3 protein-coding genes are annotated in these 26776 nt (G+C 66.2%); 1 reads left to right on the plus strand and 2 read right to left on the minus strand.

What is annotated here, in order from left to right; translation table 11 throughout:
* The first annotated feature begins 340 nt into the window (after positions 1-340).
* The gene (locus tag ABZ412_RS35035) at positions 341-643 is read left to right on the plus strand and encodes a hypothetical protein (protein ID WP_357289360.1); all 303 of its coding nucleotides are present in this window, start codon (positions 341-343) and stop codon (positions 641-643) included.
* Positions 644-1478: 835 nt separating this feature from the next.
* Here the strand turns inward: ABZ412_RS35035 and ABZ412_RS35040 are convergent.
* Positions 1479-2192, minus strand: a complete 714-nt coding sequence (locus ABZ412_RS35040; RefSeq protein ID WP_357289363.1) for an FkbM family methyltransferase — start codon at positions 2190-2192, stop codon at positions 1479-1481.
* A 68-nt stretch (positions 2193-2260) separates the two neighbouring features.
* Complete coding sequence (locus tag ABZ412_RS35045) at positions 2261-26707, minus strand: non-ribosomal peptide synthase/polyketide synthase (protein WP_357289366.1); 24447 nt, start codon at positions 26705-26707, stop codon at positions 2261-2263.
* Positions 26708-26776 lie beyond the last annotated feature (69 nt).

Here is a 26776-nt window from a genome sequence, read left to right on the forward strand (position 1 = left end):
CCCCTTCCCCATCCTGCTGCGCGGGTGGGGGGTGGGGCTTTGGGTGGCCGTGCGCCCACCAACGGTCCAGCCGCGTCGCGATAGATAGGGGTTGCTGTAGAACTCGCCGAATCGTGGGCGGATTCGAGGTTCTGCCACGAACGACGCAACCGGCGGCCTATCCCGGCTGCCGGGCCTGGGGTTCGTTCACCGCGGGTCCGATCGCGACGTGCGCGAGCATGGGGGGTGTCCAGGCACGGAAGGTCGCAGATATCCCCGAATCTGCTGCGCGATCGCGATTATCGTGCAGAATCCCGGAGGGAACCGGCCCGACCGATCGGTGAACCTTTGTGGGGTGGACATGACCGCTCTGATGGGATCGACCGCACACGAACTGCTCGCGCAGATCCTCGCGCGCTACGGCAGCATCGACGCCTTCATCGCCCGCCTGCGCGTTCTGCTGGACACGCCCACAGTCATGCGCCCCGCCGCGGTGGCGCCCTCGGCCGGTGGCCGGCACCGCCTCGCAGAGCCCACGGGGCCGGGTGCAGCGTCACTACCGACGGATTTCTGGCGGATGAGCCCTTATCCCCTCAAGGGCCGACAAGACTTGCTGGACACCAATACTTTTCGACATGGTTTCTCGACGTTGTCCGGGTTCTGAGTGAGGTCGTCGTCCCAGTCGAACCGTGGTGCCGACGGGCCCCACAGCTGCGGCGCGGCGAACGAAATCAGCCCAGCACCAAAGTCCACCCCTTCGAACCCGGCGGTTCCGGAGAAGATCGCGCCCTCGGCATTTCGCGGGTGAGGCGCGGGTGACCGATGTCGTTCGCCCAAGCCGGAATCCCCGCCGAAGCCGGTGAGTTGGTCGCGTTCTACAAGCGGCGTCTGAGCGGCACCGCGGCGCGGGTGGATGCGGGGTATCCGTGCAACAGTGCTCGACGGCGGCACACCGGTGCTCGCACGCCGCCACGGTGCTGATCGCCGGCCGGAGGCATTGCAGCTGGAGGCTGCGATCCACGAGCGGCTGGATGCCGTGGGACGACAAGGAAGCGCTGGCAGGCCATGGCCGAGAAGCTGCCCGCCCGGCGGCTGGGGACGCCGGAAGACATTGCGGTGGCGGTGGTTTCACTGCTGAAGAGCGCCTTGTCACCGGCACGGTCCTGCACGTGGATGGCGGCCACCGGCTCGTCTGATCTTCTCCCCACTTCAACGTATAACGCGCAGGGGGTATTGCCGCAAGCCCCCGCCGGCGATCCACAATCGCTGGTCCGAGCACACCGCGCATGCCGACGGCTGCGGGCACATCGCGGTCTCCCACGGCGATCACGTTGACTACATCCACGCCGGACATCGCCACGCGAGTCACGACGGACACTACGACGACCACGACCGGTTCACGGTCCCGCAGTACCGATTCGGCGGCGACCAGCTCGCGCAGGTCCACCACGTCGTCCTGGTCGCCGAGCGGGTCGCTGCCGGGCGGCGTCTGTATCGAGTCAGTAGTCCGCGGGCCGGGCGGCGTAGACCTCGTGCAGTTCGGTCCCGGCCAAGGAGGGGTCTTGCCTGTTGTGGGGGGACAGTCCGTGCCGGCTCAGCAACTCGCAAAACTGGGCCAAACGGCCGTCTGTGTCGTGTACCTCGGCCACGACGGCACGAATACGGGGCCAATCCGTTTCGGAAATGCCGCGCAAGACGTCCAATTCTGCCCGCTCCACATCCACTTTGAGCAGCCCGATCTGAGCGTCTGGGGCGTGTTCGGCCAGCACCGCCGACACCGTGGTCACGTCCACGTCGATCTGCTCGCCATCGTGCAGCCCGGCAGTGATGTATCCGATTGATTCATCGTCCAGGCCGCTGTTGCGCAGAAACATCCTGGTGTTCTCATCGTCTCGTTCGCGGTCGGCATACAGACTGGAATTGGCCGACGCCTGCGGGTACCAGGTGAACGGCAAAGTCCTGGGCACGGCACCGACCGCAACCCGCAACGACACCCCGTGCGGCACATGAGCGGCCATGTTGCGCTGGAGGCAGTGAAAGATCATCGGTACCGGCTCGGCGGCGATGACCCCGATTCCGGGGCACTTCTCCGCGAACATCATCGTGGCGAGTCCGATGTTCGCGCCGATGTCCAAGACGATCTCCTCGGGTCGCAGGCGGGCGGCGGCGTGCTGGTAGAGGCCGTCCGCCGCCATCGTCTCGCGCCACAACATGCGCGCCTCGGCCGGACTCGTGCAGGTCACGGTTCTGTCATCGTCGAGTCGAAACTGCTGAGGAGTAGTCAACATAGGTTCACGAACCTTTCCAGGACCGAGCCGACAACGGCCATTGCGTGCGGATGACTGAACTCGAGGTGATGTGCGTCGACAACCGTGTTGTGTATCTTGCCGGTCACGTACGGGCGCCACGCCTGCACGAGAGCGTCCTCTTCCGTGCGGTCTTTGCCGGCAGTGAAGAAGAGGAGATCTCCGTCGAAAACTGCGGGCCGGTAACCGGCTGCCAGGTCACTCGCGGTCGCGAAACTCTCCATCACCCGATCCGTCTGTTCGGCGGTGAACAGCCCGGTTCCGACCACTTGGCTGCGGATGACCGCCCACGCTTGCTCATGGGTGTGCGCCTGTACCACATCGCCGAGGTCGAACAATTCCCGCCAGCCGCCGAGGAGGTCCGCCATCAGGTGTCCTGGTGCGGACTCGTCCCCAGCGGCGATCATCGAATCAGCGGACATATCTGGTGCGGAATCCAACAGGGTCAGGGTTCCGACGAGTTCACCGTCGCGCTGCAACCTGACCGCGATCGCGTGCGCGATCTGCCCACCCAGCGACCATCCGAGCAAGTGATACGGACCGTGCGGCTGCACTCCGCGAATCTCGGCCACATACCGCTCTGCCAACTCATCCACCGATTTCGCGCCTGGTTCGCCCGCGACCACATGTGGATCCTGCAGGCCGTACACCGGTCGTTCCTTGTCCACATGCTCGACCAAGCCGCCGTAGAACCACGCCAATCCGCCGGCGGGGTGTACGGCGAATATCGCAGGCTTCGATCCGCTCGCACGAAGCGGAAGCAACACCTCCAGACCGGAGCCCCCCGCGGCTTCGTCGGCCCTGCGCGCCAACGCTTTCGGTGTCGCATCGTCGAACATCCAGGGCAAGGCGATCGTCACGCCACGAGCGCTCAACTCGGCCACCGCCATCGTGGCCAGCAGCGAATTGCCGCCCAGATCGAAGAACCCATCCGACACCCCGACCCGCTCCAGGCCCAGGACCTGTGCGTAGACGTCGGCGATCATCTTCTCGGAATGAGTTCGCGGCGTGACGAACTCGGTCACCGATGCATCGAAATCGGGAGCGGGCAGAGCCTTTCGATCGAGTTTGCCATTGACCGTCAATGGCAGACCTGGCAGCACCATTACCGCCGAGGGGACCATGTACGTGGTCAGTACACGGGCGGCAGCCTCCCGGACCTCGCCCGGATCGATCTGCTGGCCGTCGGCCCCCACAACGTAGCCGATCAGCTGATCGACGCCGTGCACGTGGCGATGCACCGCGGCGGCGGCGCGTACCACATGCGGATGCCGGAGCAATGCGGATTCCACCTCACCCAGTTCGATGCGGTAACCGCGCAGCTGTACTTGCGCATCCGCTCGACCGGTGTAGGTCAATTCGAGCCCGCGCGCGGACTTGCTCCACCGGCCGAGATCTCCGGATCGATACAACCGCGCACCATGCGAGTCGAAGGGATTCGCGATGAATCGTCCTGCGGTCAAAGCCGGGGCGCGCAGGTAGCCTCGTGACAGTTGCCCGCCGGCCACATAGATCTCCCCGGTGACGCCGATCGGCACCGGCCGCAACCGGTCGTCGAGCACGTACACCCGCAACCCTGGCAGCGGTGATCCGATCCCGGCCACCTCCATGCCCTCGATCGTGCGGAACGTGACGTGCACCGTCGTCTCGGTGATCCCGTACATGTTGACCAAGCACGGTGATTTTCGATCGTGATCCGCGAACCAATTGGTCAAGCGGGATACATCCAGCGGCTCGCCACCGAATACGACGTAACGCAGAGCGAGTTGACCTGCGGTGCAACCGGATTCGCGATATGCGCGCTCTGCTTCGGCGAATCCGTAAAACGCCGACGGAGTCTGGCTCAATACCGTCACACGCTCGCGCGCCACGAGATCGACGAACTCCTTCGGCGACCTGGATGTGTCGTAGTCGACCACAACCAGCCTGCCACCGGACAGCAGCGCACCCCACATTTCCCATACCGCGAAATCGAAGGCGTACGAATGGAACAGCGTCCACACGTCGTCTGGGCCGACATCGAAACGTTCGGCCGTGCTGGTGAACAACGTGACCGCTTCGCGGTGACTGATCGGCACTCCCTTGGGACGGCCCGTCGATCCGGAGGTGTAGATCACGTACGCGACATTGTCCCGCCGCAACTTCGGCATCGCCGCGTCGGCGGTGTCCGCTGCGTCCGCACAATCCTCGACCAGCACCGTCGGTGCCGCGTACTCAGGCAGGGCCGTAGCCGTTTCGACGGAGGTCAGCACCGCCGCTGGACGCGCGTCATCGAGCACGAACCGCAATCGGTCGTACGGATACGCCACGTCGAGTGGCAGATACCCGGCGCCTGCCCGAATCACTGCGAGCAGGCCCACGACCAGTTCGACCGAACGCGGCAATGCGACGGCCACAAGCGATTCCGGCTCCACACCCCGTTCGATCAGCCGGGCCGCGACCTGGGCGGACCGATGATCCAGTTCCGCGTAGGTCAGCTGCGAGACGCCATCGGTGACCGCGACAGCATCCGGTTGGTCCAGGGCTCGGGCAGCGAACAAGTCTGCGAGTGTGGCATCTGCGACCACGGCGCCGTCTTCCCCTGCCGCGTCCAGCAATTCGCGCCGCTGCATCGGATCGACGATGTCGATATCGCCGACAGGCACCGCGGCATTCGCGGTGACGTACTCCAGAATCCGGATGTAAGCGTGCGCGAACCGAGTCATCGTCTCGTTCACGAAGAGATCGGTAGCGAAGGTGAGTCGTCCCACCATGCCGTCTGGACGGCCTCCCTGACCTGATCGCTCGGCCAACTTCACATTCAGGTCGGCCTGCGCCTGTTCGAAACCGTTTTCCATCAGCTCGATACCGAGCTCCGGCAGCTCCAATGCGGCCTTGCCCAGGTTCTGGACATCGAGCGTTACCTGATACAGCGGAAGATGCGCGGTCGACCGGGGCGGATTCAGCGCTTCCACGACTTGTTCGAAAGGCACATCCGCATGCGCGAACGCCGCCAGATCCGTCTCACGGGTCGAGGCGAGCAGTTCGGCGAACGGCTGCCGCATCGACACCCGTGACCGCAGCACAAGGGTATTGACGAACATACCGATCAGATCGTCGAGGTCACGCTCTCCACGTCCGGCTATCGGGGCGCCGATCGCGATATCGTCGACGCCGGCCAGCCTCGACAGCAGCACGGCCAGCGCGGCCTGCAGGACCATGAAGACCGTCGCGTTCGCCTCGCGTGCCAGGCCGGCGATTCGCTCGTGCAGATCGGCGGAAAGTTCGAACTCGATCGCGCACCCATCCATCGACGCGACCGGCGGCCGTGGAAAGTCGGTCGGCAGCTCGAGCAGCTCGGGCAGCCCGGCAAGGGTGTCCTTCCAGAATCGCAACTGCTGGGAGATGACCGAGTCCGGGTCGTCCGCCGACCCGAGCATCTCGTGCTGCCACAGCGCATAGTCGACGTACTGGACCGGAAGTACCGGCCACGTGGGCTCTTTCCCATGGCGGCTCGCCTCGTACGCCATCGCCACATCCCGCGCAAGCGGGATGATCGACTGGCCATCCGTGCAGATATGGTGCACACAGATGACCAGAACGTGGTCCTGGTCGTCGACAGCGAGCAATTCCATCCGCAACGGGGGCGCTTGCGTCACATCGAAACCCGCCGACACCACGGCGATCACGCGATCCATCACCTGATGTTCGCCGACCTGAACCGGAACCAGCGCGGGTACGACCTCATCGACAGCGACGGCAACCTGACAGGGCCGGCCATGGACCATCGGGAACTTCGTACGCAGCGATTCGTGCCGTTCGACGACCAGTTCGCACGCGTGCCGGAGCGCATCGATGTCGAGTTCTCCGCGCAGCCGGATCACCAGCGGGATGTTGTACCTGCCGACGGCGGTGTCGAACTGGTTGAGGAACCACATTCGCTGCTGCGCCGGTGACAGCAGTACCTGCGCAGGCCGGGGGCGCGCCGTCAACGGCACCCGGGAGTCGCGGTCGAGAGTCGCCAGCCGAGCGGCGAGTTCGGCTACCACCGGCGCCTGGAACAGGTCGCGGACCCCCAGGCGCACTCCTGCCGCCGTACTCAACTGTGCAGCCACCCGCGTGGCCGACAGCGAATCGCCGCCCAGGTCGAAGAAGCTGTCCGTCGCCCCGGCACCGTTGACGCCCAGCACGTTCTCGAACACGGCGGCGACACGTCGTTCGGCGTCGGTGCGGGGAGCGACCCGTTCTCGGCCGACCGCGAATTCCGGAGTGGGAAGCTCCGAGCGGTCGAGTTTGCCAGTCGCGGTGAGAGGAAGTTCGGCCAGCACCGCGAACGCCTCGGGCACCATGTGCGCGGGCAGCCGCAACCGCGTAGCGGCACGAACATCATCCGGATCCAGCTCCTCGTCAGTGACGAGATAGCCGACGAGTCGGTCGATGCCGAGGTGATCCTTCCGCTGCAGAACTACCGCTTGGGAGATCCCCGGATGCCCGGCCAGAACAGTTTCGATTTCACCGAGTTCGATGCGCTGGCCACGGATCTTGACCTGGAAATCGCGGCGTCCGAGATATTCCAGAGTGTGCTCCGGTGTCCAGCGAACCAGGTCGCCGGTGCGGTACATGCGCGAACCTGCCGCACCGATCGGATTCGCCACGAACGCGCCCGCGGTAGCCGAGGCTCGGCCCGCATAGCCACGCGCCAATTGCACCCCCGCGAGGTACAACTCTCCCACCACCCCGACGGGCACCGGCCGCAACCACGCATCGAGCACGGCAGCCTCGACACCACGGATCGGCCCGCCGATGGTCACCGCGTCACCCGGGTGCAGCGCAGCGCTGATGGCGGCGAGAATCGTCGTTTCGGTCGGGCCGTAACCGTTCAGCAGAGTTCGGCCCGGCGCCCATATTTCGACCGCTTCCGGCGTCACCGCCTCGCCCCCCGCCACCAGCACCCGCAGCGAATCCATCCCGGCCGGCGACATCGTCGCCAACACGCTGGGAGTGAGGAAGGCATGCGAGATCTGCTGTGCGCGAACCAGTTCCATCAACTCGTGCCCAGCGAACACTGCTGGGGGCGCAGCCACCAGGACAGCACCGCTGGTGTGAGCCAGCAGCACCTCGAGGACCATGGCATCGAAGCCGGGAGCAGCGACCTGCAGCACTCGCGATCCGGTGTCGACACCGAACCGATCCCGCTGCGCGGCAGCGAAATTCGCGAGCCCCTCATGGGTGACCGCGACACCCTTCGGCATTCCGGTCGAGCCCGAGGTGTAGAGAACGTATGCCACATCCTGGATGTGCGGCATCCGCACGAGTTCTCCAGCTGTGACGCGGGCGGGCGATTGCGCGATGACCGACCGCTCGATGTCCGGATCGTCCAGTACCAACGGGAATACCGTGCCGGGCAACAGATCTCGCGTCTCCTCGACCGTGACCGCCAGCTGAATGCCGGCATCCGCCACCATGAGCGCGATGCGCTCGGCCGGATTCCGGGTATCAATGGGCACGAACGCCGCGCCCGCTTTGGTCACCGCCCACAGGCCGATCACGAATTCGACCGACCGCGGCATCGCCAGCGCGACGTGATCACCCGGTCCTGTGCCCCATGCGATCAACTGCCGAGCCAGCTGGTTGGACCGGGCATCCAGCTCCGCGTAGGACAACGTGTCCTGACCGGACACTATCGCTGCCGCATCGGGATTCGCCGTCACGCCCGCTACCAGCAACTCCGGCATCAGGCTGGGTGCCACGGCCCCTCCGCCCGACGCGGGCACCAGCGTGCGCCGCTCGTCCTCGGTCAGCAGATCGATCGCACCGAGCACCGTATCCGGATCGCCGGCCAGCGTCCGTAGCACGGTTTCCAGACGGCCGGCGAGACCGGCCGCCATCACCTCGTCGACGCGGGCTCGTTGGTAGCGGACTCGGACGTGCAACTCGTCGGTTTGGTGCGCTTGCACGGTGATGGGGTAATGCGCCGCGTCGCGGCCGTCCGCCGAGACCACTCGCATTCCATCGATGTCCACATCGCCCAGGCCACTGCTGTCGACCGGATACGACTCGAAAACGACCAGGGTATCGAACAATTGGCTGTTACCGGTAGCCGCCATGACCTGCGACAGTTCGAGGTAATGGTGGTCGAGCAGACGGGTGTTGTCCGCTTGCAGTCGACGCAGCGCGTCCTCGATGGTCAGATCTCGCCGCACCTCGGCGACGACCGGAATCGTATTGATGAACAGGCCGATCATCGACTCGACATCGGGCAGTTCGGCGGGGCGGCCGGATACTGTGCTGCCGAATGCCACGCGTTCGACACCGAGCAGGTTGCCCAGCACCACGGCCCAGGCGAACTGCACGATCGTCGCCATCGTCACGCCCCGCGCCCGCGCGAATGTCACCAATTCCGCTGTAGCGGAACGATCTACAACGATCGGCACATCGATCGGAATGTCCGCCGCCGCCGGCGTGCGTGGATCGGCGACCAGCGTCGGTTCACCGATATCCCGGAGCGCGTCCCGCCACACCTCGATACTCGCGTCGCGATCACGTCGGTCCAGCCACTCCAAGTACCGCTGATACGAGGCCGCGGGCGGAAGCGACTCCGGCTGGGCGGCACCAGCATACAAACCGATGAGCTCGCGCCACAGCAGCGGCAACGACCAGCCGTCCAGGAGCAGATGGTGCGCCGTCAGCACCAGCCGGAACTCGTTCTGTCCGAGGGCGATCAGCAGGAACCGCAGCAGCGGCGGGTCGGCGGGATCGAAAACGACGGCCCGCTCGGTTTCGATCAGCGCCGCTACTGCACTGGTGTCGCCGGAGAGATCGACCCTGCGCCAGGGCACGGTGGTGCTTGCCGGAACGACCTGCGCCGGAACGCCATCGACGGTCCGGGTGAAGGCGGCCCGCAGGTTGGGATAGCGTTCGAGCAGCGCTCGTACAGCACATTCGAGCCGGTTCTCGTCGACCGTGCCCGCGAGGGTCAGGACCGACTGCGCGGTGTACACGTCGAATTCGCCCGCCGCGAGTTCGGTGTGGAACAGCAGACCCTCCTGCAGCGGCGCCAATGACCATACGTCGCTCAGTGGACCGTACCGGTCCGCCAATCCGTTCAGATCGTGCTGCGTGACGTCGACCAGCGGAACGTCGGCCCGGGACAATCCCCACCGCTCGCCGGCGCGAGCGAGGGTGGCGATCTCGGTCACGGCGTCGACCCATCCGGCGACGAGTTCGGCCACATCGTCGTGCTCGAGCAGCCGTGACGCGTAGCCGACATGCGCGGACAGTTCAGGTCCGGTCTCGGTGTCCACGATATCGACGTCGATCGTGATCACCGCTGCGGCGGGCATATCCGGATCGAAGGCGGATCGCCGGTCGAACTGCTCATCGGTCGGGACCCACGCGAGATCCGACAGGGCGGTGAGGTCCACACCGGCCCGGCCGAGATTGTTGAAACTGATCTGCGGCTGGGGCGCCTTCGCGAGCACGTCGGTGGTGTCGGTGTTCAGATAGCGCAGCAAGCCGTATCCGATGCCCTTGTCGGGTATCTCGCGCAGCTGGTCCTTGACGGACTTCACTGCCGAACGCAGGTCCGCGTCGTCGATTCCGCTCAGGTCGAGGGCCACGGGGTACGCGCTGGTGAACCAGCCGACGGTGCGTGACACATCCGCTCCCGGGGCGATCTGCTCCTCGCGGCCGTGTCCTTCCAGCAGGACTTTCATGCCCGGGTGCGGAAGGCCGCGCCGTGCGCGCCAACGGGTCAGGGCCACGGTCAGCCCGGCCAGCAACGCGTCGTCGACGTTGCCGCGCACGGCCGTCGGTATCGAGTCCAGCAATGCCGAGGTCACCGCGGCCGGAATGGACGCTGTCAGGTACCGCACCGTCGCGTGGGTATCGACGGCGGGATCGAATTCCGCCGTCCCGAGCAGCGGATCGGCGGCGGTACTCATCCGCTGCCACAGTTCGAACTCGCTGCCCCGGCCGGCTGCGGCAGCGGTCAGCGCGTGTGCCCATCGCCGCATCGACGTACCCGGTGCCGGCAACTCGACCGTGCGTCCCTGCCCGATCTGCTGCCACGCGGTGACGAAGTCGGGCAACAGGATTCGCCACGACACCCCGTCGACAGCCAGGTGGTGAATCACGATGAGGGCCCGGGCATCGGCCTCGACGCCCGATTCCGGAAGCAGGCACGCGACCTGCATCATCCGGCCCGCCGCGGGATCGAGACGATCCGACGCCTCGGTCAGCGCCGCTTCCACCACAGCCGTGAAACCGTCGCTGCCCGGCGCCTCGTGCGCCCGGAAGGTTCGCACGAATACCGCGCCGGTCGCATCGGCGGCGTGAGCGGGCAGCGCATCCATGCACTGTTCGCGCATCCGCGACCGCAACATGTCGTGCTGTTCGAGCACTGCCCGCACGGTCGCGATCACCTCGTCGACGCGCGCGTCCCGCGGCAGACGAACCAGCATCGACTGTGCGAACCGATCGGCTGTCCCGACCCGGTCGACGAACCAGGCCACGATCGGCGTGAAGGGAATGTCTCCCACGCCACCGCCCGGCAGCTCCGCGAGGAACACCCGGCCCGCAGCCACGGCCACCTGCGCCAGCCCGCGAACGGTCTTGTGCTCGAAGACATCCCGCGCGGTCACGACCACACCCGCCGTCTTCAGCCGCGAGACCAGCTGGATCGACATGATGGAGTCACCGCCGAGCGTGAAGAACGAGGTCGTCACACCGACCGACGCGACGCCGAGCACATCCACGAAAGCGGCGGCGATCGTGCGCTCCAACTCGTTTGCCGCGACCACGTCCTTGTCGCCGCCGGTATCGAAAACTGGTTCGGGCAACAGTTTTCGATCCACCTTGCCCGTCGAGGCGAGCGGCATGTGGTCGAGCACGGTGATCGTCGACGGCACCATGTGGGCGGGCAGCACCGCAGCGAGGTGGTCGAGCACGGCATCGGGTTCAACGGCCCCCGCGGGCTCGGCCACGACGTACGCGGCGAGCACGGGCTGCCCGCCGGGTCCCGAGCGGCTCACGGTGACGGCGGTGGCAACCTGCGGATGTGCCTGCAGCACAGCATCGATCTCCCCGAGTTCGATGCGCTGGCCACGAATCTTGACCTGGAAGTCGACGCGGCCGATGTACTCCAGCACACCACTCGCGGTCCACCGGACGATGTCGCCGGTGCGATACATCCTCGATCCCGGCGCACCGTAGGGGTTCGCCACGAACGCACCGGCGGTCGTAGCGCGGCGGTTCAGGTAGCCACGCGCCAATGCACCGCCGGAAAAGTACAACTCCCCGGGCACACCGACGGGCACCGGACGCAGCCGGGCGTCCAGCACCACCGCCTCGACGCCGCGGATCGGACCACCGATATTGATCGGGTCGGACGGCTGGACCGGATCGCTGATCGTGACCACGATCGTCGTCTCGGTCGGACCGTAGATGTTGTGCAATTGCCGCCCCGGCGCCCAGGTGGCGATCAGGTCCGCGGACACCATCTCGCCGCCGACCGCCAGTTCCCGCACCGATGCGAAGTCCTCGGGCGACATCGTCGCCAGCACACTGGGTGTCAGGAACGCGTGGGTCACCTGATGGGTGCGGATCAGTGCGGCCAGATCAGGGCCGCCGAAAACCTCCGGTGGCGACACGACCAGGCAAGCGCCGGCCGCGCACGCCATGAACGCCTCGAGCAGCACCGCGTCGAAGGCAGGCGCCGCCACTTGCAGGACACGCGACGTGGCGTCCACCCGATAGCGGACCCGCTGCTCGGCCGCGAAGCCGGCCAATCCCTCGTGGCTGACCACCACACCCTTCGGTGTTCCGGTCGACCCCGACGTGTAGATCACATACGCGGCCTCCCGAATCCGCACGGCCCGGCCACGAGCCGCATCCGTGATGGCCCGGCCGGTCTGCGCGGAGATCTCGGCGGCTGCTTCCGGTTCGTCGAGCACCAGCCATCGGACATCGTCGGGAAGCGACGCGCGCGCGGACGCGACCGTGATCCCCGCGGTGACACCGGAATCGTTCACCATGTGCGCGATCCGCTCCGCGGGATAGCGCAGATCCACCGGTACGAACGTGGCGCCGGTCTTCGCGATCGCCCACATGGCGACGTGGTAGTCGACCGAACGCGGCACGGCCAGTGCGGTGAGCGTGCCCGGCCCGGCTCCTCGGGCGAGCAGGTATGCGCTGAGCTGATTGGACCGGCGGTCGAGTTCGGCGTAGGTGAGGGTTTCGGTTTCGCCGATCACGGCGGTCGCGGTCGGATCCGCTGCCACCGCCGCGGCGAGTAGATCGGGCAGCAGACACGGCGCCGGGCTCTCGCCACCTCGCGCCGGGACCAGTCGCTCGGCCTCCGATGTGTCGAGCAGATCGATGCCGCCCACCGTCCGGGCCGGGTCGGACACGACCGACTCCAGGACGCGGAGGAATCGCTCCGCGAGCGATTCGGCCGTGGACGCCACGAAAAGGTCTGCGGCGTAGATGATCTCGCCGTCGATTCCGGCCGGCCGGCCGCCGTCGCCGCGTTCGGTCATCAGCACGGTGATATCGGTTTTCGCCTGCGCGATACCGGGGTCGAGCAGTTCGACATCCACGCCGGGGAGCTCGAACCGGGCCGCACGCATGTTCTGCAGACCGAACATCACTTGATAGAGCGGTGTGTACGCGGTGGATCGGGCACGGTCGAGGATGTCGACGAGCCGCTCGTAGGGCACATCGGCGTGGGCGAGCGCTTCCAGGTCGACGTCGCGTACTTCGGCCAGGAGTTCGCGGAACGACAGATCGTCCCGGACTCGCGTGCGCAGCACGACGGTGTTGACGAACATGCCGACCATATCGTCCAGTTCCCGGCTGCCTCGGCCGGCAACCGGAGAACCGATCGAGATGTCCGCGCTGTGCGCGGTGCGCGCCAACAGGATCGCCAGTGCGGCATGCAGCACGACGAACACCGTGACACCCTCGCGTTGGGACAGCCGCGCTATCTCGTCGTGCAGCCGCGCCGAGAGCGCGAAGCGAACACTGCCGCCGGCCATCGACATGGTGGCGGGCCGGGGTCGGTCCGTCGGCAGGTCCAGCAGCTCCGGAGCATCGTCGAGGACCTCGCTCCAATGTGCGATCTGCCGCGCGATCGGCGACTCCGGATCGCCCTCGGCACCGAGCGTTTCGGCCTGCCACAGCGCGTAGTCCGCGTACTGGACCTCGAGCGGTTCCCACTGCGGTGCTTCGCCGTTCACACGCGCGGCGTAGGCGGCGAAGATATCGCGGCCCAGCGGTGCCATCGAGGAACCGTCGGCCGCGATGTGATGGACCACGAGCACGATCACATGCTCGTCGTTCCCTGTGCGGTATACCCGCGCTCGCACCGGCACCGAATCCACGACATCGAAACCTGTTTCGACGACCTGCCGGATCCGGTCGGCCAGCTCCGCCTCGTCGGCGACAGACTCCGGATCCAGCGTCAGCTCCGCGGCCGCGGCCGCGACCTGACGCACTACCTGGCACGGTTCGCCGTCGACGGCGGGATACACCGTGCGCAGTGGCTCGTGCCGCTCCACGACGTCGAGTAGCGCCGCCTGTAGCGCCTCGAGATCCAGCCGGCCTGTCAGCCGGGCCGCAAAGCAGATGTTGTATGCCGCCGAGGCGGTGTCGAATTGATTGAGGAACCACATCCGCCGTTGTGCCGCCGCCAACGGGACCGCTGCCGGGCGCGGCCTGGCGGTGAGCGGAACCACCGCGTGTCCGGCTCTCGTGCGCAGGCGCTCGGCCAATCCGGCAATCGTCGGTTCGGTGAAGATGTCGCGAATGCCGACCTCGATGCCGAGCTCCGCGGTGGCCCGGGCTGCGATGCGGGCGGCCGAGAGTGAGTTGACCCCGATCTCGAAGAGGTTGGCCGTCACGGTCACCCGATCGCGATCGGTGATCTCCGCGACGATTGCCGCAAGGGCCGCTTCGCGTTCGGTGCGGGGTGGCACGAATTCCTCGGTGTCGTCGAACACCGGCTGCGGCAAGGCAGCTCGGTCGAGCTTGCCGTTCGGTGTCGACGGGATCGCCTCGAGGACTTGAACGGCGGCCGGAATCAGGTAGGACGGCAATGCGTGGGTGAGCCGGTCGCGAATCGAGCGCCCATCGGTGCGCGCACCGGGAGCGAGTGTCACGTATGCGACGATTCGATCCGTCGTGGCTACGGCCACAGCGCGTGCGACGTCCGGGAGCGCGGACAGCGCCGCTTCGACGTCACCCGGCTCGACCCGCTGGCCGCGGACCTTGACCTGGAGATCGCTGCGGCCCAGGTATTCCAGCTCGCCGGTTTTCACCCATCGGACGAGGTCGCCGGTTCGGTACAGTCGCTCACCGGGCATGCCGAAGGGGTGCGCGACAAAGGCGCCGCAGGTGAGGTCGGGACGGGCGTGGTAACCGCGCGCCAGCTGGACACCCGAGACGTAGAGGTCGCCGACGACACCGATCGGCACCGGTCGCAGCCCTGGGTCCAGGACGTAGACCCGCATGCCGGCCACCGGCGTACCGAGGGGGGCCATCGAACGGTTCGCTATCCCCGGCAGGCAACGCGCAGCCGTCACGACTTCCGCCTCGGCCGGGCCGTACCAGTTCACCACCTCGGCATGCGCGAATACCCGCGAGGCGGCGTCGACGGTGCGCTGCGCCAGCGCCTCACCGGCGACGAAGACCCGTCGTATCGACGGCAGTGGTGTACCCGCGGTGGTTTCGACGAGAACCTCGAGCATCGATGGCACGAAGTGCACGGTGCTGACCTGATGGTTCGCAATGATGGTTGCGATGTATCCGGGATCGCGATGCCCATCGGGTTCGGCGACCACGATCTGCGCACCGGTCTGCAACGGCCAGAACAGCTCCCATACGGCGATGTCGAAGGTGATCGGGGTCTTGTACAGCACGGTGTCGGACGCGTCGTGCGGCCATTGCCGCTGTGCCCACGCCAATTGGCTCACGGTCGCGGCGTGGGTCAGCGCGACGCCCTTGGGGACTCCCGTGGAGCCGGAGGTGAACAGGATGTAGGCGACATTGTCCGGTCGCAGCGGCGTACGACGCTCGGCGTCGGTGATCGGGACATCCGGAAGACCGGCCACGTCGACTCGATCGATGCACGAGATCTCGAACCCACGCGGTAGTGCGTCGCCATCCGCTGAGGTGGTGAGTACCAGCAGCGGCTGCGCCGCGTTCAGCACATCAGCGATGCGGGCGGTCGGATGATCCGGATCGATCGGCAGGAACGCGGCGCCCGCCTTGACTACCGCGTACAGCGCGGTGATGAGGTCGATCGATCGCCGGATGCCCACCGCGACAACAATTTCCGGTCCGGCACCACGGGCGATGAGCCAACGGGCCAGGCGATTGACGCGGGTGTCGAACTCCCGGTAGGTCATCCCGATGCCGCTCGGAAGACAGATCGCCGGAGCATCCGGGGTTCGGGCGACCTGTTCGTCGACAGCGTCGACCAGCGTCCGGCCGGTCGCCGCGGGGCCGGCGGTGTCGTTCCATTGTTGCAGCACCAGGTGGCGCTCCGCGGCATCGAGCAACTCGATACCGCCGACCGCCGCGTCGGCATCGGTCGCGGCGGCGTCGAGCACACGCACGAATTGTTCCGCGAAGCGCAGCGCTGAGTCATCGTCGAAAAGGTCAGTGGCATACGTCAGCCGCAACGTCATGCCGGTCGGCTCACGGTGAGCGCCGTGTCCCTCCGTGATCATCAGCAGCAGGTCGTAGATCGCGGCGCTGTCCTCCGGATCGAGGCTCTCCACGGTGAGACCCGGAAATTCGACCCGCGCCTGTGCCATGTTCTGATAGGCGAGCATGACCTGGAACAACGGCGTATGCGACGTCGATCGCGCCGGGTTCAGTGCCTCCACCAACTGCTCGAACGGGACGGTGGCATGGTCGAAAGCCTCGGTGGCCGTGCGCCGCACCTGGTTCAGCAGACTGGTGAACGATTGATCCCGCCTGCACCGGCTGCGCATCACCAGGGTGTTGACGAACATCCCGATCAGGTTGTCCAGCGATCGATGGCCGCGGCCGGCATGTGGCACACCGATGGTGATGTCGTCACTGCCGGAAAGTCTCGACAGCAACACCGCCAAAGCGGTGTGCACGACCATGAATGTCGTCGCCCCGGCGTGCCGCGCCAGCGCCTCCAACCGGGCGTGCAGCTCGCTCGGGATCGTGGCATGGACGACCGCGCCGCGTTGTGTCTGCACGAGCGGCCGTGGCCGGTCGGTCGGCACTTCGATCACATCGGGGATACCCGCGAGTTGTGCTCTCCAGTAGGCGAGGTCGTGGGCCAGGTACGAGTTCGGGTCCTCCGCCGAGCCGAGCACCTCGCGCTGCCAGAGGGCATAATCAGCGAACTGTACGGACAGCGGCGCCCAGTCCGGCGGATTGCCGCCGGACCGTGCACGGTAGGCCGTGACGATGTCGGCGGCCAGCGGTTCAACCGACGAACCGTCGCAACTGATGTGGTGGACTGCCAGCGCGACCACCCAGGTCTCGTCGGACAGTCGATACAGGGCAACGCGCAGCGGCACGCCCTTCGACACATCGAATCCGGGGCCGAAGAACTCGGTCAATCGGGCCGGCAACTCGTGCTCACCGACCGGTTGCGGCCCGAGATCCCAGTTTCCGACGACGTCGGCCGCGTCGAGCACGACCTGCGTCGGCGTGCCATCGACCGCTGGATACATGGTGCGCAGACTCTCGTGCCGCTCGATGACGTCACCGACCGCCGCTGCGAGCGCATCGAGATCGACGCTACCGTCGAGCCGCATCGCCAGCGGCACAACATATCCGGGCGAACTCGGATCGAACTGGTTGAGGAACCACATCCGGGCCTGCGCCAGTGACAGCGGGATACGATCCGGGCGCGGGGTGCGAGTTGGCGCGGGCAGGTTCGGCACCGCGCGCAGCTGCCCGATTCGTTCGGACAGCTCTGCGACAGTGGGTGCTTCGAAGATCACCCGCACCGGCACGGTGACGCCTGCGATGTCGCCTATCCGGCTCAGCGCACGCGTTGCGAGAAGCGAGTTTCCGCCGAGGTCGAAGAAGTTGTCGTCCGCGCCGACCTCTGGAAGGTCGAGCAGTTCGCCGACTACCCCGGCGACGGTCTGCTCGATGAGGCCTTGCGGCGCACGGTATCCCGCTTCGTAGCCTCTCACATCCGGTGCCGGCAATGCCCGGTAGTCGACCTTGCCATTGACGGTGAGCGGGACAGCATCGATTCGGACCATCGAGGACGGCACCATGTACGCCGGCAGCCGCTGCATCAGGAACGCCCGGACCTGCCGGAGGTCCAGTGCCTCCGCGGCAACCAGGTACGCGACCAGGCGCTGTTCGCCGCGCTCGGTGCGCATCTGCACGACGGCCGCGGCAACCTGCTCGTGCGCGACCAACGCGGCTTCGATGTCACCGAGTTCGATGCGGAGACCGCGCACCTTCACCTGGGTGTCGGCACGGCCGACATAACGCAGGTTGCCATCCGAGCCCCAGCGAACCAGGTCACCCGTGCGGTACAGCCGGGCACCGCTTGTGCTGCCGAAAGGGTCGGCGATGAAGCTCACTGCCGTCAGGCCAGGGCGTTCGTGATAGCCGCGAGCCGGCTGGATTCCCCCCAGGTACAGCTCTCCGGTCACCCCGACAGGAACCTGACGAAGTCGCGAATCGAGCACGCGCACAACCACATTCGCCTCGGGGATGCCGATAGGAACGGTGACGTCGTCGAGCGCGTCGATGCGGTGAGCGGTGACGCTCACCGCTGCCTCCGTCGGCCCGTACAGGTTGTCGATGCGCGCTGGGCTGAGTTGCCGGAAACGACGGACGGTCTCGGCCGGCAGTGCCTCACCGATGCACAGCACCCGCCGCAGATCAGGGAACTTCCGCGCGCCGGCCGCATCGAGGAATGCCGACAGCGAGGACGGCACGAAGTCCACGGTCGTAATCCGGTGTTCGGCGAGCAGCCCGGCTGCGGTTCCGGGGTCGAGGTGGGCGTCGCGACCGGCGACAACCACCGACGCGCCGCAGGTGAGTGCGGAAAACAGCTCCCAGACCGAGAGATCGAATGTGGTCGGCGTCCGCAACAGCATGATGTCCTCGGCCCCGAGCCCGTAGTGATCCCGCAGCCAGCGAAGTTGGTTGACCACCGCGGCATGCGGTACGGCCACCCCCTTGGGCACGCCGGTCGAGCCGGAGGTGTAGATGACATACGCCAGATCATCCGGGCGCAGCGACCGGGGCCGATCGGCGTCCGTCAGCGTCGACGTATCCGCGCGCTCGCCATCGAGCTGCTCGAATGCCCACACCGGTACGTTTTCGGGCACATTCGCCCGGTCGACCGGCCGGGTGATGACGGCACTCGGCCTCGCGTCGGTGACGACCGCACGCACCCGGTCGACTGGATGATCCGGATCCAGCGGCAGGTAGGCCGCGCCGGCCGCATGAATTGCGTACAGCGTGGTCAGCAGATCGACACAGCGGCGCATCGCGACAGCGACGACGGTTCCCGGGCCGACTCCGCGTCCGATCAGCACCCGGGCCAGCGAATTCACCCGCGCCGCGAATTCCCCGTAGCCGAGCCGGCCGCCACCCTCGGCGTCGACAACCGCGATCCTGTTCGGGTTCGCGGCAGCCTGCGCGGCGAACAGGGACGCGATCGTCTCGGACGGGGGACTCGTCAACTCACCGCTCGACCACGCCGCCAGCTCGCGCGCCTCGTTCGCGGTCAGCAGCTCGATATCGCCCACGACACAGGTGGGCTCGGCCACGATCGCCTGCAGCAACAGCAGGTAGCGGTCGAACATCGCAGCGACCGTCTCCTCATCGAAAAGATCTGTCGCATAACTGAATTCGACCGCCATGTCGCCCGGGTCGCCATCCGACGCCGGTGAGTCGACAAGGTTCAGATGCAGGTCGTACTTGGCCACGCTCGGATCGACCATCCGGGCCGAAACCGTCAGGTCCGCGAACTCCACGGTCGGGATCTCGATGTTCTGGAACGAGAATCCAACCTGAGTCAAGGGCGAATGTGCGGTCGAGCGAGGCGGATTCAGCACCTCGACAAGCCGTTCGAACGGAATGTCGGCGGTCTCGAATGCGCCCAGATCGGCGGACCGGACCTGATCGAGAATGTTCAGAAACGACGAGCCAGGGTCGATGCGGGTCCGCAATACCAGTGTGTTGACGAACATTCCGATCAGATTGTCCAGTCCGGGCTCGCCGCGGCCGGCGATCGGTGTGCCCACCGCGATGTCGCCGGTTCCCGAAAGCCTCGCCAGCAGCGTGGCGTACGCCGCATGCATCACCATGAAGACCGTCGCGTCGAGTCGCCGGGCCAACGCGATCACATCACGATGGAGGTCTGCGGGAACCACCGTCGATATGGCCGCACCCCGGAACGACTGTTTGGCCGGTCGTGGACGATCGGCCGGCAGGTCGAGCACCTCGGGCAGGTCGGCGAGGGTCGCGCGCCAATACTCGAGCTGGGCGGCGGTCAGGCTGTTCGGGTCATTTTCGATACCGAGTAGATGTTGTTGCCACACAGCGTAATCCGCGTATTGCACGGGCAACGGCGTCCACTGCGGGGACTGGTGTCCGACGCGGGCCTGGTAGGCGGTCGCGAGGTCTGTGGCCAGCGGCGCCAGCGACGACCCGTCGAAGCTGATGTGGTGGACGACGAGAATCAGAGTGTGCTCGTCGGGTGCACTGCGCAGCAGGGTGATCCGAAACGGAACCTCGGAGGTGACATCGAACCCGGCGGTCACCTCCGCGCCGATGCGCGCCTCGACCTCGCTTTCCGGAACCGGCACCGGCTCCAACGAAGGCCGTGCCGTCGCCACCGGCACAATCACCTGATGCGGTCCACTGTCGCTGTCCGGGTATATGGTTCGCAGAGATTCGTGCCGGTCGATCACATCGGCGATCGCCGCGTGCATGGCGGCCACGTCGAGGTTGCCCGACATGTGGACGACCATCGGAACGTTGTACATCGGCGAGGCGGTATCGAACTGATTGAGGAACCACATGCGCGTCTGCGCGGGCGAGAGCGGGATCCGGTCCGGGCGCTCTTGCGGGCCCAGCGGTTCCCGTCCGGCCGCGTCGCTGGTCCGAATGCTCTCCGCCAGCGCGGCGACGGTCGGCGCTTCGAAGAGCGTGCGCAACGAGACATCGGTGTCGAACGCGGCGCTCAGCTGCGCTGCTGCCCTGGTCGCGGACAGCGAGTTGCCGCCCAGATCGAAGAAGCTGTCGAACACACCGACCCGCTCGATTCCCAGCACGGCGGCACACACATCGGCGACCAGCTGCTCGGCCGCGTCGCGCGGTGCGACGTATTCGGTTGTGCCGGTGGCGAAAACCGGCTCGGGCAACGCCAGACGGTCGATCTTGCCCACTGCCGACAACGGCAGCGTGTCGAGCACCATCACCGTGTCCGGGACCATGTGGGACGGCAGGCGCCGCTCGGCGTAACCGAGCAGATCCGCGGTGTCGACGGCGCCGTTGGCCGACACGACGTAGGCCACCAGTCGCGACCCGCCGGCGGTCGCCGCACCCACCGTCACCGCTGCCGCCACGGCGGGGTGCGCGGCGAGAACGGCCTCGATCTCGCCGAGTTCGATGCGCTGTCCCCGGATCTTGACCTGGAAGTCGGCGCGACCGAGATATTCGAGGGTTTCCTCGGATGTCCACCGGACCAGATCACCGGTGCGGTACATGCGGGTGCCCGGGGGACCGTACGGATCGGCCACGAAGGTGGTGGCTGTCGCGGCCGGTCGCTTCAGGTATCCGCGGGCCAGCTGCACTCCGGAGACATACAGCTGTCCCGATACTCCGATAGGCACCGGCTGCAGGCCCGCGTCCAGTACCACGGCCTCGACGCCACGAATCGGGCCGCCGATGGTGACGCGGTCCCCGGCGCACAGCGGGCCGCTGATCGCCACCATGATCGTGGTCTCGGTGGGTCCGTAACCGTTGAACAGCTGTCGGCCCGGTGCCCATACCGCGACCGTCTCCGCCGACACCGCCTCCCCACCGGCGACCAGCACCCGCAGCGAATCCAGACCGGCCGGCGACATTGTCGCCAGGACACTCGGGGTCAGGAAGGCATGCGATACCCGCTGCTTCCCGATCAATTCCGCCAACTCACGGCCCGCGAACACGTCGGGAGGCGATACCACCAACGCCGCGCCGCTCGCATGAGCCATCAGCAACTCCAGCACAACCGCGTCGAAACCCGGTGCTGCCAACTGCAACACCCGCGACGAACTGTCGACCCGATAGCGATGCCGCTGCTCGGCAGCGAAATTCGCCAGTCCCGAGTGCGTGACCGCGACACCCTTCGGCGCCCCCGTCGACCCCGAGGTGTAGAGCACATAGGCCACGTCCGAGACACGGCAGGACCGCAGCCGGTCTGCATCCGTCACCACGGCCGAGGACCGAGCCGCGATGTGCGCCTGTGCGTCAGGTGCATCGAGCACCAGCCGCTGAACCCGGTCCGGCAGCAGGTCCTGTGACACCTCGACGGTGAGACCCACCCGCACGTCGGCATCGGCCACCATGAGGGCGATGCGGTCGACCGGATTGCGCGGATCCACCGGCACGAACGCCGCGCCCGCCTTGGTCACCGCCCACATCCCGACCACGAACTCCACCGACCGGGCCATCGCCAACGCGACCTGGTCGCCCGGGCCGACACCCCATGCGATCAATTGCCGGGCAACACGATTCGACTGCTCATCGAGCTCTCCGTAGGACATCGTGTGCTCACCCGAAACCACAGCCACCGCATCGGGATCCGCGACCGACAACAACTCCGCCAAGACCCGCGGCGCCACGGCACGGCCCCCCGACGCGGGCACCAACCCGGCCTGCTCGCTCCCCGACAGCACATTCACGCGACCCACCGGCAGGTCGGGACTCGACACCACCGCATCGAGGACCCGATTCAGCCGCACGGCCCATTCCTCGACCGTCTCCCGATCGAACAGATCTGTGGCGTAGTTGATCCGGAGGGAGACATCGCCTCCCGCAGAAGCGTTTTCGGCGACGGTGACGATAACGTCCACCTTCGCCGGTTGCGGCCCCGGATCCAGGATCTCGACCGTGAGTTCGGGCAGCTCCAGCCGTGGACGGTCCATGTTCTCGAAAACGAGGTACACCTGGCACAGCGGTGCGTGCGCGACCGATCGCCTGGGATCTATTTCATCGACAATCCGTTCGTATGGAAGGTCGCTGTTGGCAAACGCATCGACGTCGATGTCCTTGACCCGCCACAGAAACTCGAGGAGCGATTCGTCGGAACGCACTTCGGTACGTAGCGGCACCGTATTGACGAACATGCCGACGAGCGGTTCCAGCGCACGCTCCCCTCGGCCCGCGACCGGTGTCCCGATGGTGATATCCCCCGAGCCCGACAGCCGGGCCAGCAGCACCGCCAGCGCGGCATGGATGACCATGAAGGTGGTGACGCCGGACGTGCGGGCCAGATACTGGATCGCGGCAAAGGTTTCGGCTGGGATCACGCTCTCGGCGATGTCGCCGCGCATGGATTGGCGAGCAGGACGCGGACGGTCCGCGGGCAGCTCTAGCAACGGCGGCATTCCCGCCAGCTGTGTCACCCAGTAACGCAACTGGCGTGCCGCCAACGACTCGGGATCGTCCTCGTCGCCGAGCATCTCGCGGCGCCAGATGCTGTAATCGGCGTATTGCACGGTCAGGGGCTGCCAGTCCGGGGTTCTTCCCTGCGACCTTGCTTCATAGGCCGTCGCGATATCGACCGCGAGCGGTGGAAGCGACGAACCGTCACAGCAAATATGGTGCAGAACCACGACCAGGACGTGCCGACGCCGTTCGCTGGACTCGAGCAGCGCGACTCGGATCGGTGGACTTGTTCGGACGTCGAAACCGGTCGAAGTCAGCTCACCGATGCGATGCGCGATGTCGGCGCAATCGATCTTCTCCGGTATCAGGCCGACACCGTGCCCGGGTGCCAGAACAACTTGCCTCCCTTCCCCTTTCGTGTCCGGATAGACGGTCCGCAGGGATTCGTGCCGATCGATCACATCCATCAGAGCCAGGCGCAACGCAGTGACATCGAGTCGGCCGGTCAGCTGCACCACCAGCGGAATGTTGTATGCCGTGGAGGCCGGGTCGGCCTGATTGATCAGCCACATCCGGTTCTGCGCCGGCGACAACGGAATCGGCTCGACGCGCGGTTCCGCGCGCAGCACGAGCGCTCTGTGGTGGTGTTCGATGTCGATATGCGCGGCGAGTTCGGCGACGGTCGGCTTGCTGAACAGATCGCGGACCGACACAGCGGATCCGGTCAGCTCGGCGATTCTCGCGGCGGCATTGGTCGCGGTGAGCGAATTGCCGCCCAGTTCGAAGAAGTGGTCCAGCACGCCTATTCGCTCGAGGTCCAGCACCTCGGCGAAGATGGCCGCGATCGCCTCCTCGACCGCCGAACTCGGCGCCACATAGGCCGCTGACGAATCGAAGATCGGCTCCGGCAGCGCCCGATAGTCCACCTTGCCGTTCACCGTCAGCGGCAGCTCGGGCACCACCACGACGACGGCCGGCACCATGTACTCCGGCAGTAGCGTCGCGACATACGTGCGGAGAATGTCGGCTGTACAGGCATCTTCACCGGTCGGCACGACATAGGCCACGACCTTGGCCGCCGCCGTGCCAGGGCGATGGACGATGACAACCGCCGCCGAGACCGCGCTATGGGTCGACAAAGCGGTGCGAATCTCATCCAACTCTATGCGAAACCCACGCAGTTGCACCTGCTGATCGGCACGGCCACGGTATTCCAGCTCACCCTGGTGATTCCAGCGTGCCACATCGCCGCTGCGATAGAGCCGCTCGCCTGGTCGGCCGAACGGGCTGGCAACAAATCGGGCGGAAGTCAGCGATGAGCGGTTGAGATAACCGCGGGCGAGTTGCGTTCCGGCAACGTAGATCTCGCCCCAGGCGCCCAACGGCGCCGGCCGCAATTGTTCATCGAGAACATAGGTGCGCAGACCAGGCAGTGCTCGACCGATCGTGCTCGGGGCGTCCGCCGTCGCGTTGCTCGGTGTCAGGCCGAAATAGGTTACGAACACCGTGGTTTCGGTAATGCCATAGCTGTTCGCCAGCACCGGGAGCTCCGGGTTGTGCTCATACCAGTCCGCCAGCACAGCCGGATCGAGTCGTTCGCCCGAGAGTATGACCAGTCGCAGCGAAAGCTCACCGTCAGGCTCACCCGCATCTATGTACCGCCGGTACGCGGCACCGAACTGCTGGAACGCGAACGGTGTCTGGTTGAAGACGGTCACCTTCTCGCGTGCCGCCAAGCGCACGACATCGTCTGGTGACCGGGTGGTGGGGGTGTCCACGACTACCAGGCGGCCACCACTGGCCAACGCGCCGAAGATCTCCCACACCGAGTAGTCGAACGCGAAGGAGTGGAACAACATCCACACGTCGCCGGGCTGCACGCCGATCTCGGCGCACGCGTTCACCAGGTACGTCGCCACGGCGCGATGGGCAATGGCCACGCCCTTGGGCCGACCGGTCGACCCCGAGGTGTAGATGACGTAGGCGATGTTGTCGGGGCGCAGCGGGCTGGTCCGGTCGGCGTCGGTGACAGGTGTCGCAGCCTCGTCGGCGGCGACCTCGTCGAACAGCACCACGCGGCCCGGGTCTCCGGGCACAAGCTCGCGCATGTCGCCGGTCGTGACTACGGCGATCGGATCGGCGTCGTTCAGCACGTATTCCAGCCGATCGGCCGGATGCGCGATATCCAGCGGCAGGTATCCGGCGCCTGACTTCAGCACGGCCAGCGTGACGATGATGAGATCGGCATCCCGTGGCATCGCGATCGCCACCAGCGAGTCCGGGCCCGCTCCGAGCGCGATGAGGGTGCGTGCGAACCGATTGGAACGCTCGTCCAGCTCCCGATAGGTGAGAGGGGCCCCCTCCGATGTGACGGCAACTGCCGATGGAGTCGCATCGGCCTGTCGCGTCAGCAAATCCACGAGCGTTGCCGTACTCGTTGCCCCATCGCGGCCGGCCAGCTCCCCGGCGATCTGTGCCTCTTCAGCAGGGTCAACGAGCGGAACAGCGATCAGGGCTGTTTCGACGGGCGCTTCGATCAGTCGTTGCAGAAAGGCGATCAATCGGTGGGCGTGCGCATCGAGTTCATCCTGGCCATAGAGATTCGCGTTGCCGTGCAGTTCGATCAACAGTGGCGCGTCTACCCCGGAACGGTAGAGATTCAGCTGGAGATCGTCCAATGTGCCCGAGGTCAGCGCGCGATAGCGGCCGACAGCAGACCCGAGACGAATTTCGGAGTCGAAGAAGAGGATATTGACTATCGGACCGAACGAGTTCGCAGACGCATCCAATGCATTCGAATCGCGGCGCAGGTCCTCGAACCGGTAGAGCTGATGCCGCATCGCGGAGACGAGTTCGGACACCGACGCATGGACCAGTTCCTCCACGGTGGTCGTTCTATCCATCGTGAATCGGATCGGCACCATGTTCGCCAACATCGCGGCAGCATTGCGCAAGCCCTTCGTCACGCGCCCGCTCACCGGCATCGACAACACCACATCGTTGCCACCGGTCATCCGTGCGAGGAATGCGGCGAAGGCCGCCACGACGACCTGCGCAGGCGATGCTTGCAGGTTGCCGGAGAAACGGTCGAGCAGGTCGGACAACTGCGGCGGAAGCTCGATGCCGGAAACACGATCGACCTTGCTCGGGCGGGCGGTGCGACCGGACAGACTCGTCGGCGTCGGAAGGTCGGCAATCCTGCCGAGCCAGTATTGCCTGTCGTTCTCGAACCGAGAGCTCGCCCGATACGCTTGCTCCGCCTCGATGATGTCGCGCAACGCGTCCGCTTCCCGAGGCGCCGGCGGCCGGCCCTCGAGCAATGCGTTGTAGTGCTCGGCCAGCCGGGTCAACACGTTGAATGCACCGTAGCCATCGATGACGAGATGATGGGCACGCGCGTACCACAGATACCGATCTTCGGCGATTCGGATCAACCGTGTCTCGGCGAGCCGGTCACGGCTCATATCCTCGGCTCTGGCTTCGAAATCGCGCCGCATCCATTGCATTGCCGCCGCGAACGGATCACTCTCCCCGCTGACGTCCAGCACAGACTCGTCGTAAGTCATATTGCGATCGACGAATTGATAGGGAACGCCGTCGAACTCGACCACCCGGACGACCAGGGATTCGGATTCGTGGCCGGCAACGTTCACCGCCTCGATGAAGGCTTCGACGTCGATCGGGCCCTCGATCTCGACGTACTGTGCGATGTTCATCGCCTGCCCACCGGGCAGGTTGTCCGCCAGCCACATCCCGTATTGCGCCCTCGATAGCGGAATCAATTCCGCCTGGCGGTCAGCAGGTTCGGTTGACCTCAGATTCATCTGGACCCCTTCACTGGTCGGCCTCTGGAATCCAACTCGGACTCCGCGCCGCAGTGCGACAACGCCCCC

Origin of the sequence: Nocardia sp. NPDC005746 (genome assembly GCF_040630785.1) — a bacterium.
GTDB lineage: Bacteria > Actinomycetota > Actinomycetes > Mycobacteriales > Mycobacteriaceae > Nocardia.

What these genes read in the sequence shown, in the direction of transcription:
- ABZ412_RS35045 (WP_357289366.1), bottom strand. Translation starts at nt 26,707, where the DNA reads ATGAATCTGAGGTCAACCGAACCTGCTGACCGCCAGGCGGAATTGATT.
- ABZ412_RS35035 (WP_357289360.1), top strand. Translation starts at nt 341, where the DNA reads ATGACCGCTCTGATGGGATCGACCGCACACGAACTGCTCGCGCAGATC.
- ABZ412_RS35040 (WP_357289363.1), bottom strand. Translation starts at nt 2,192, where the DNA reads ATGTTGTGGCGCGAGACGATGGCGGCGGACGGCCTCTACCAGCACGCC.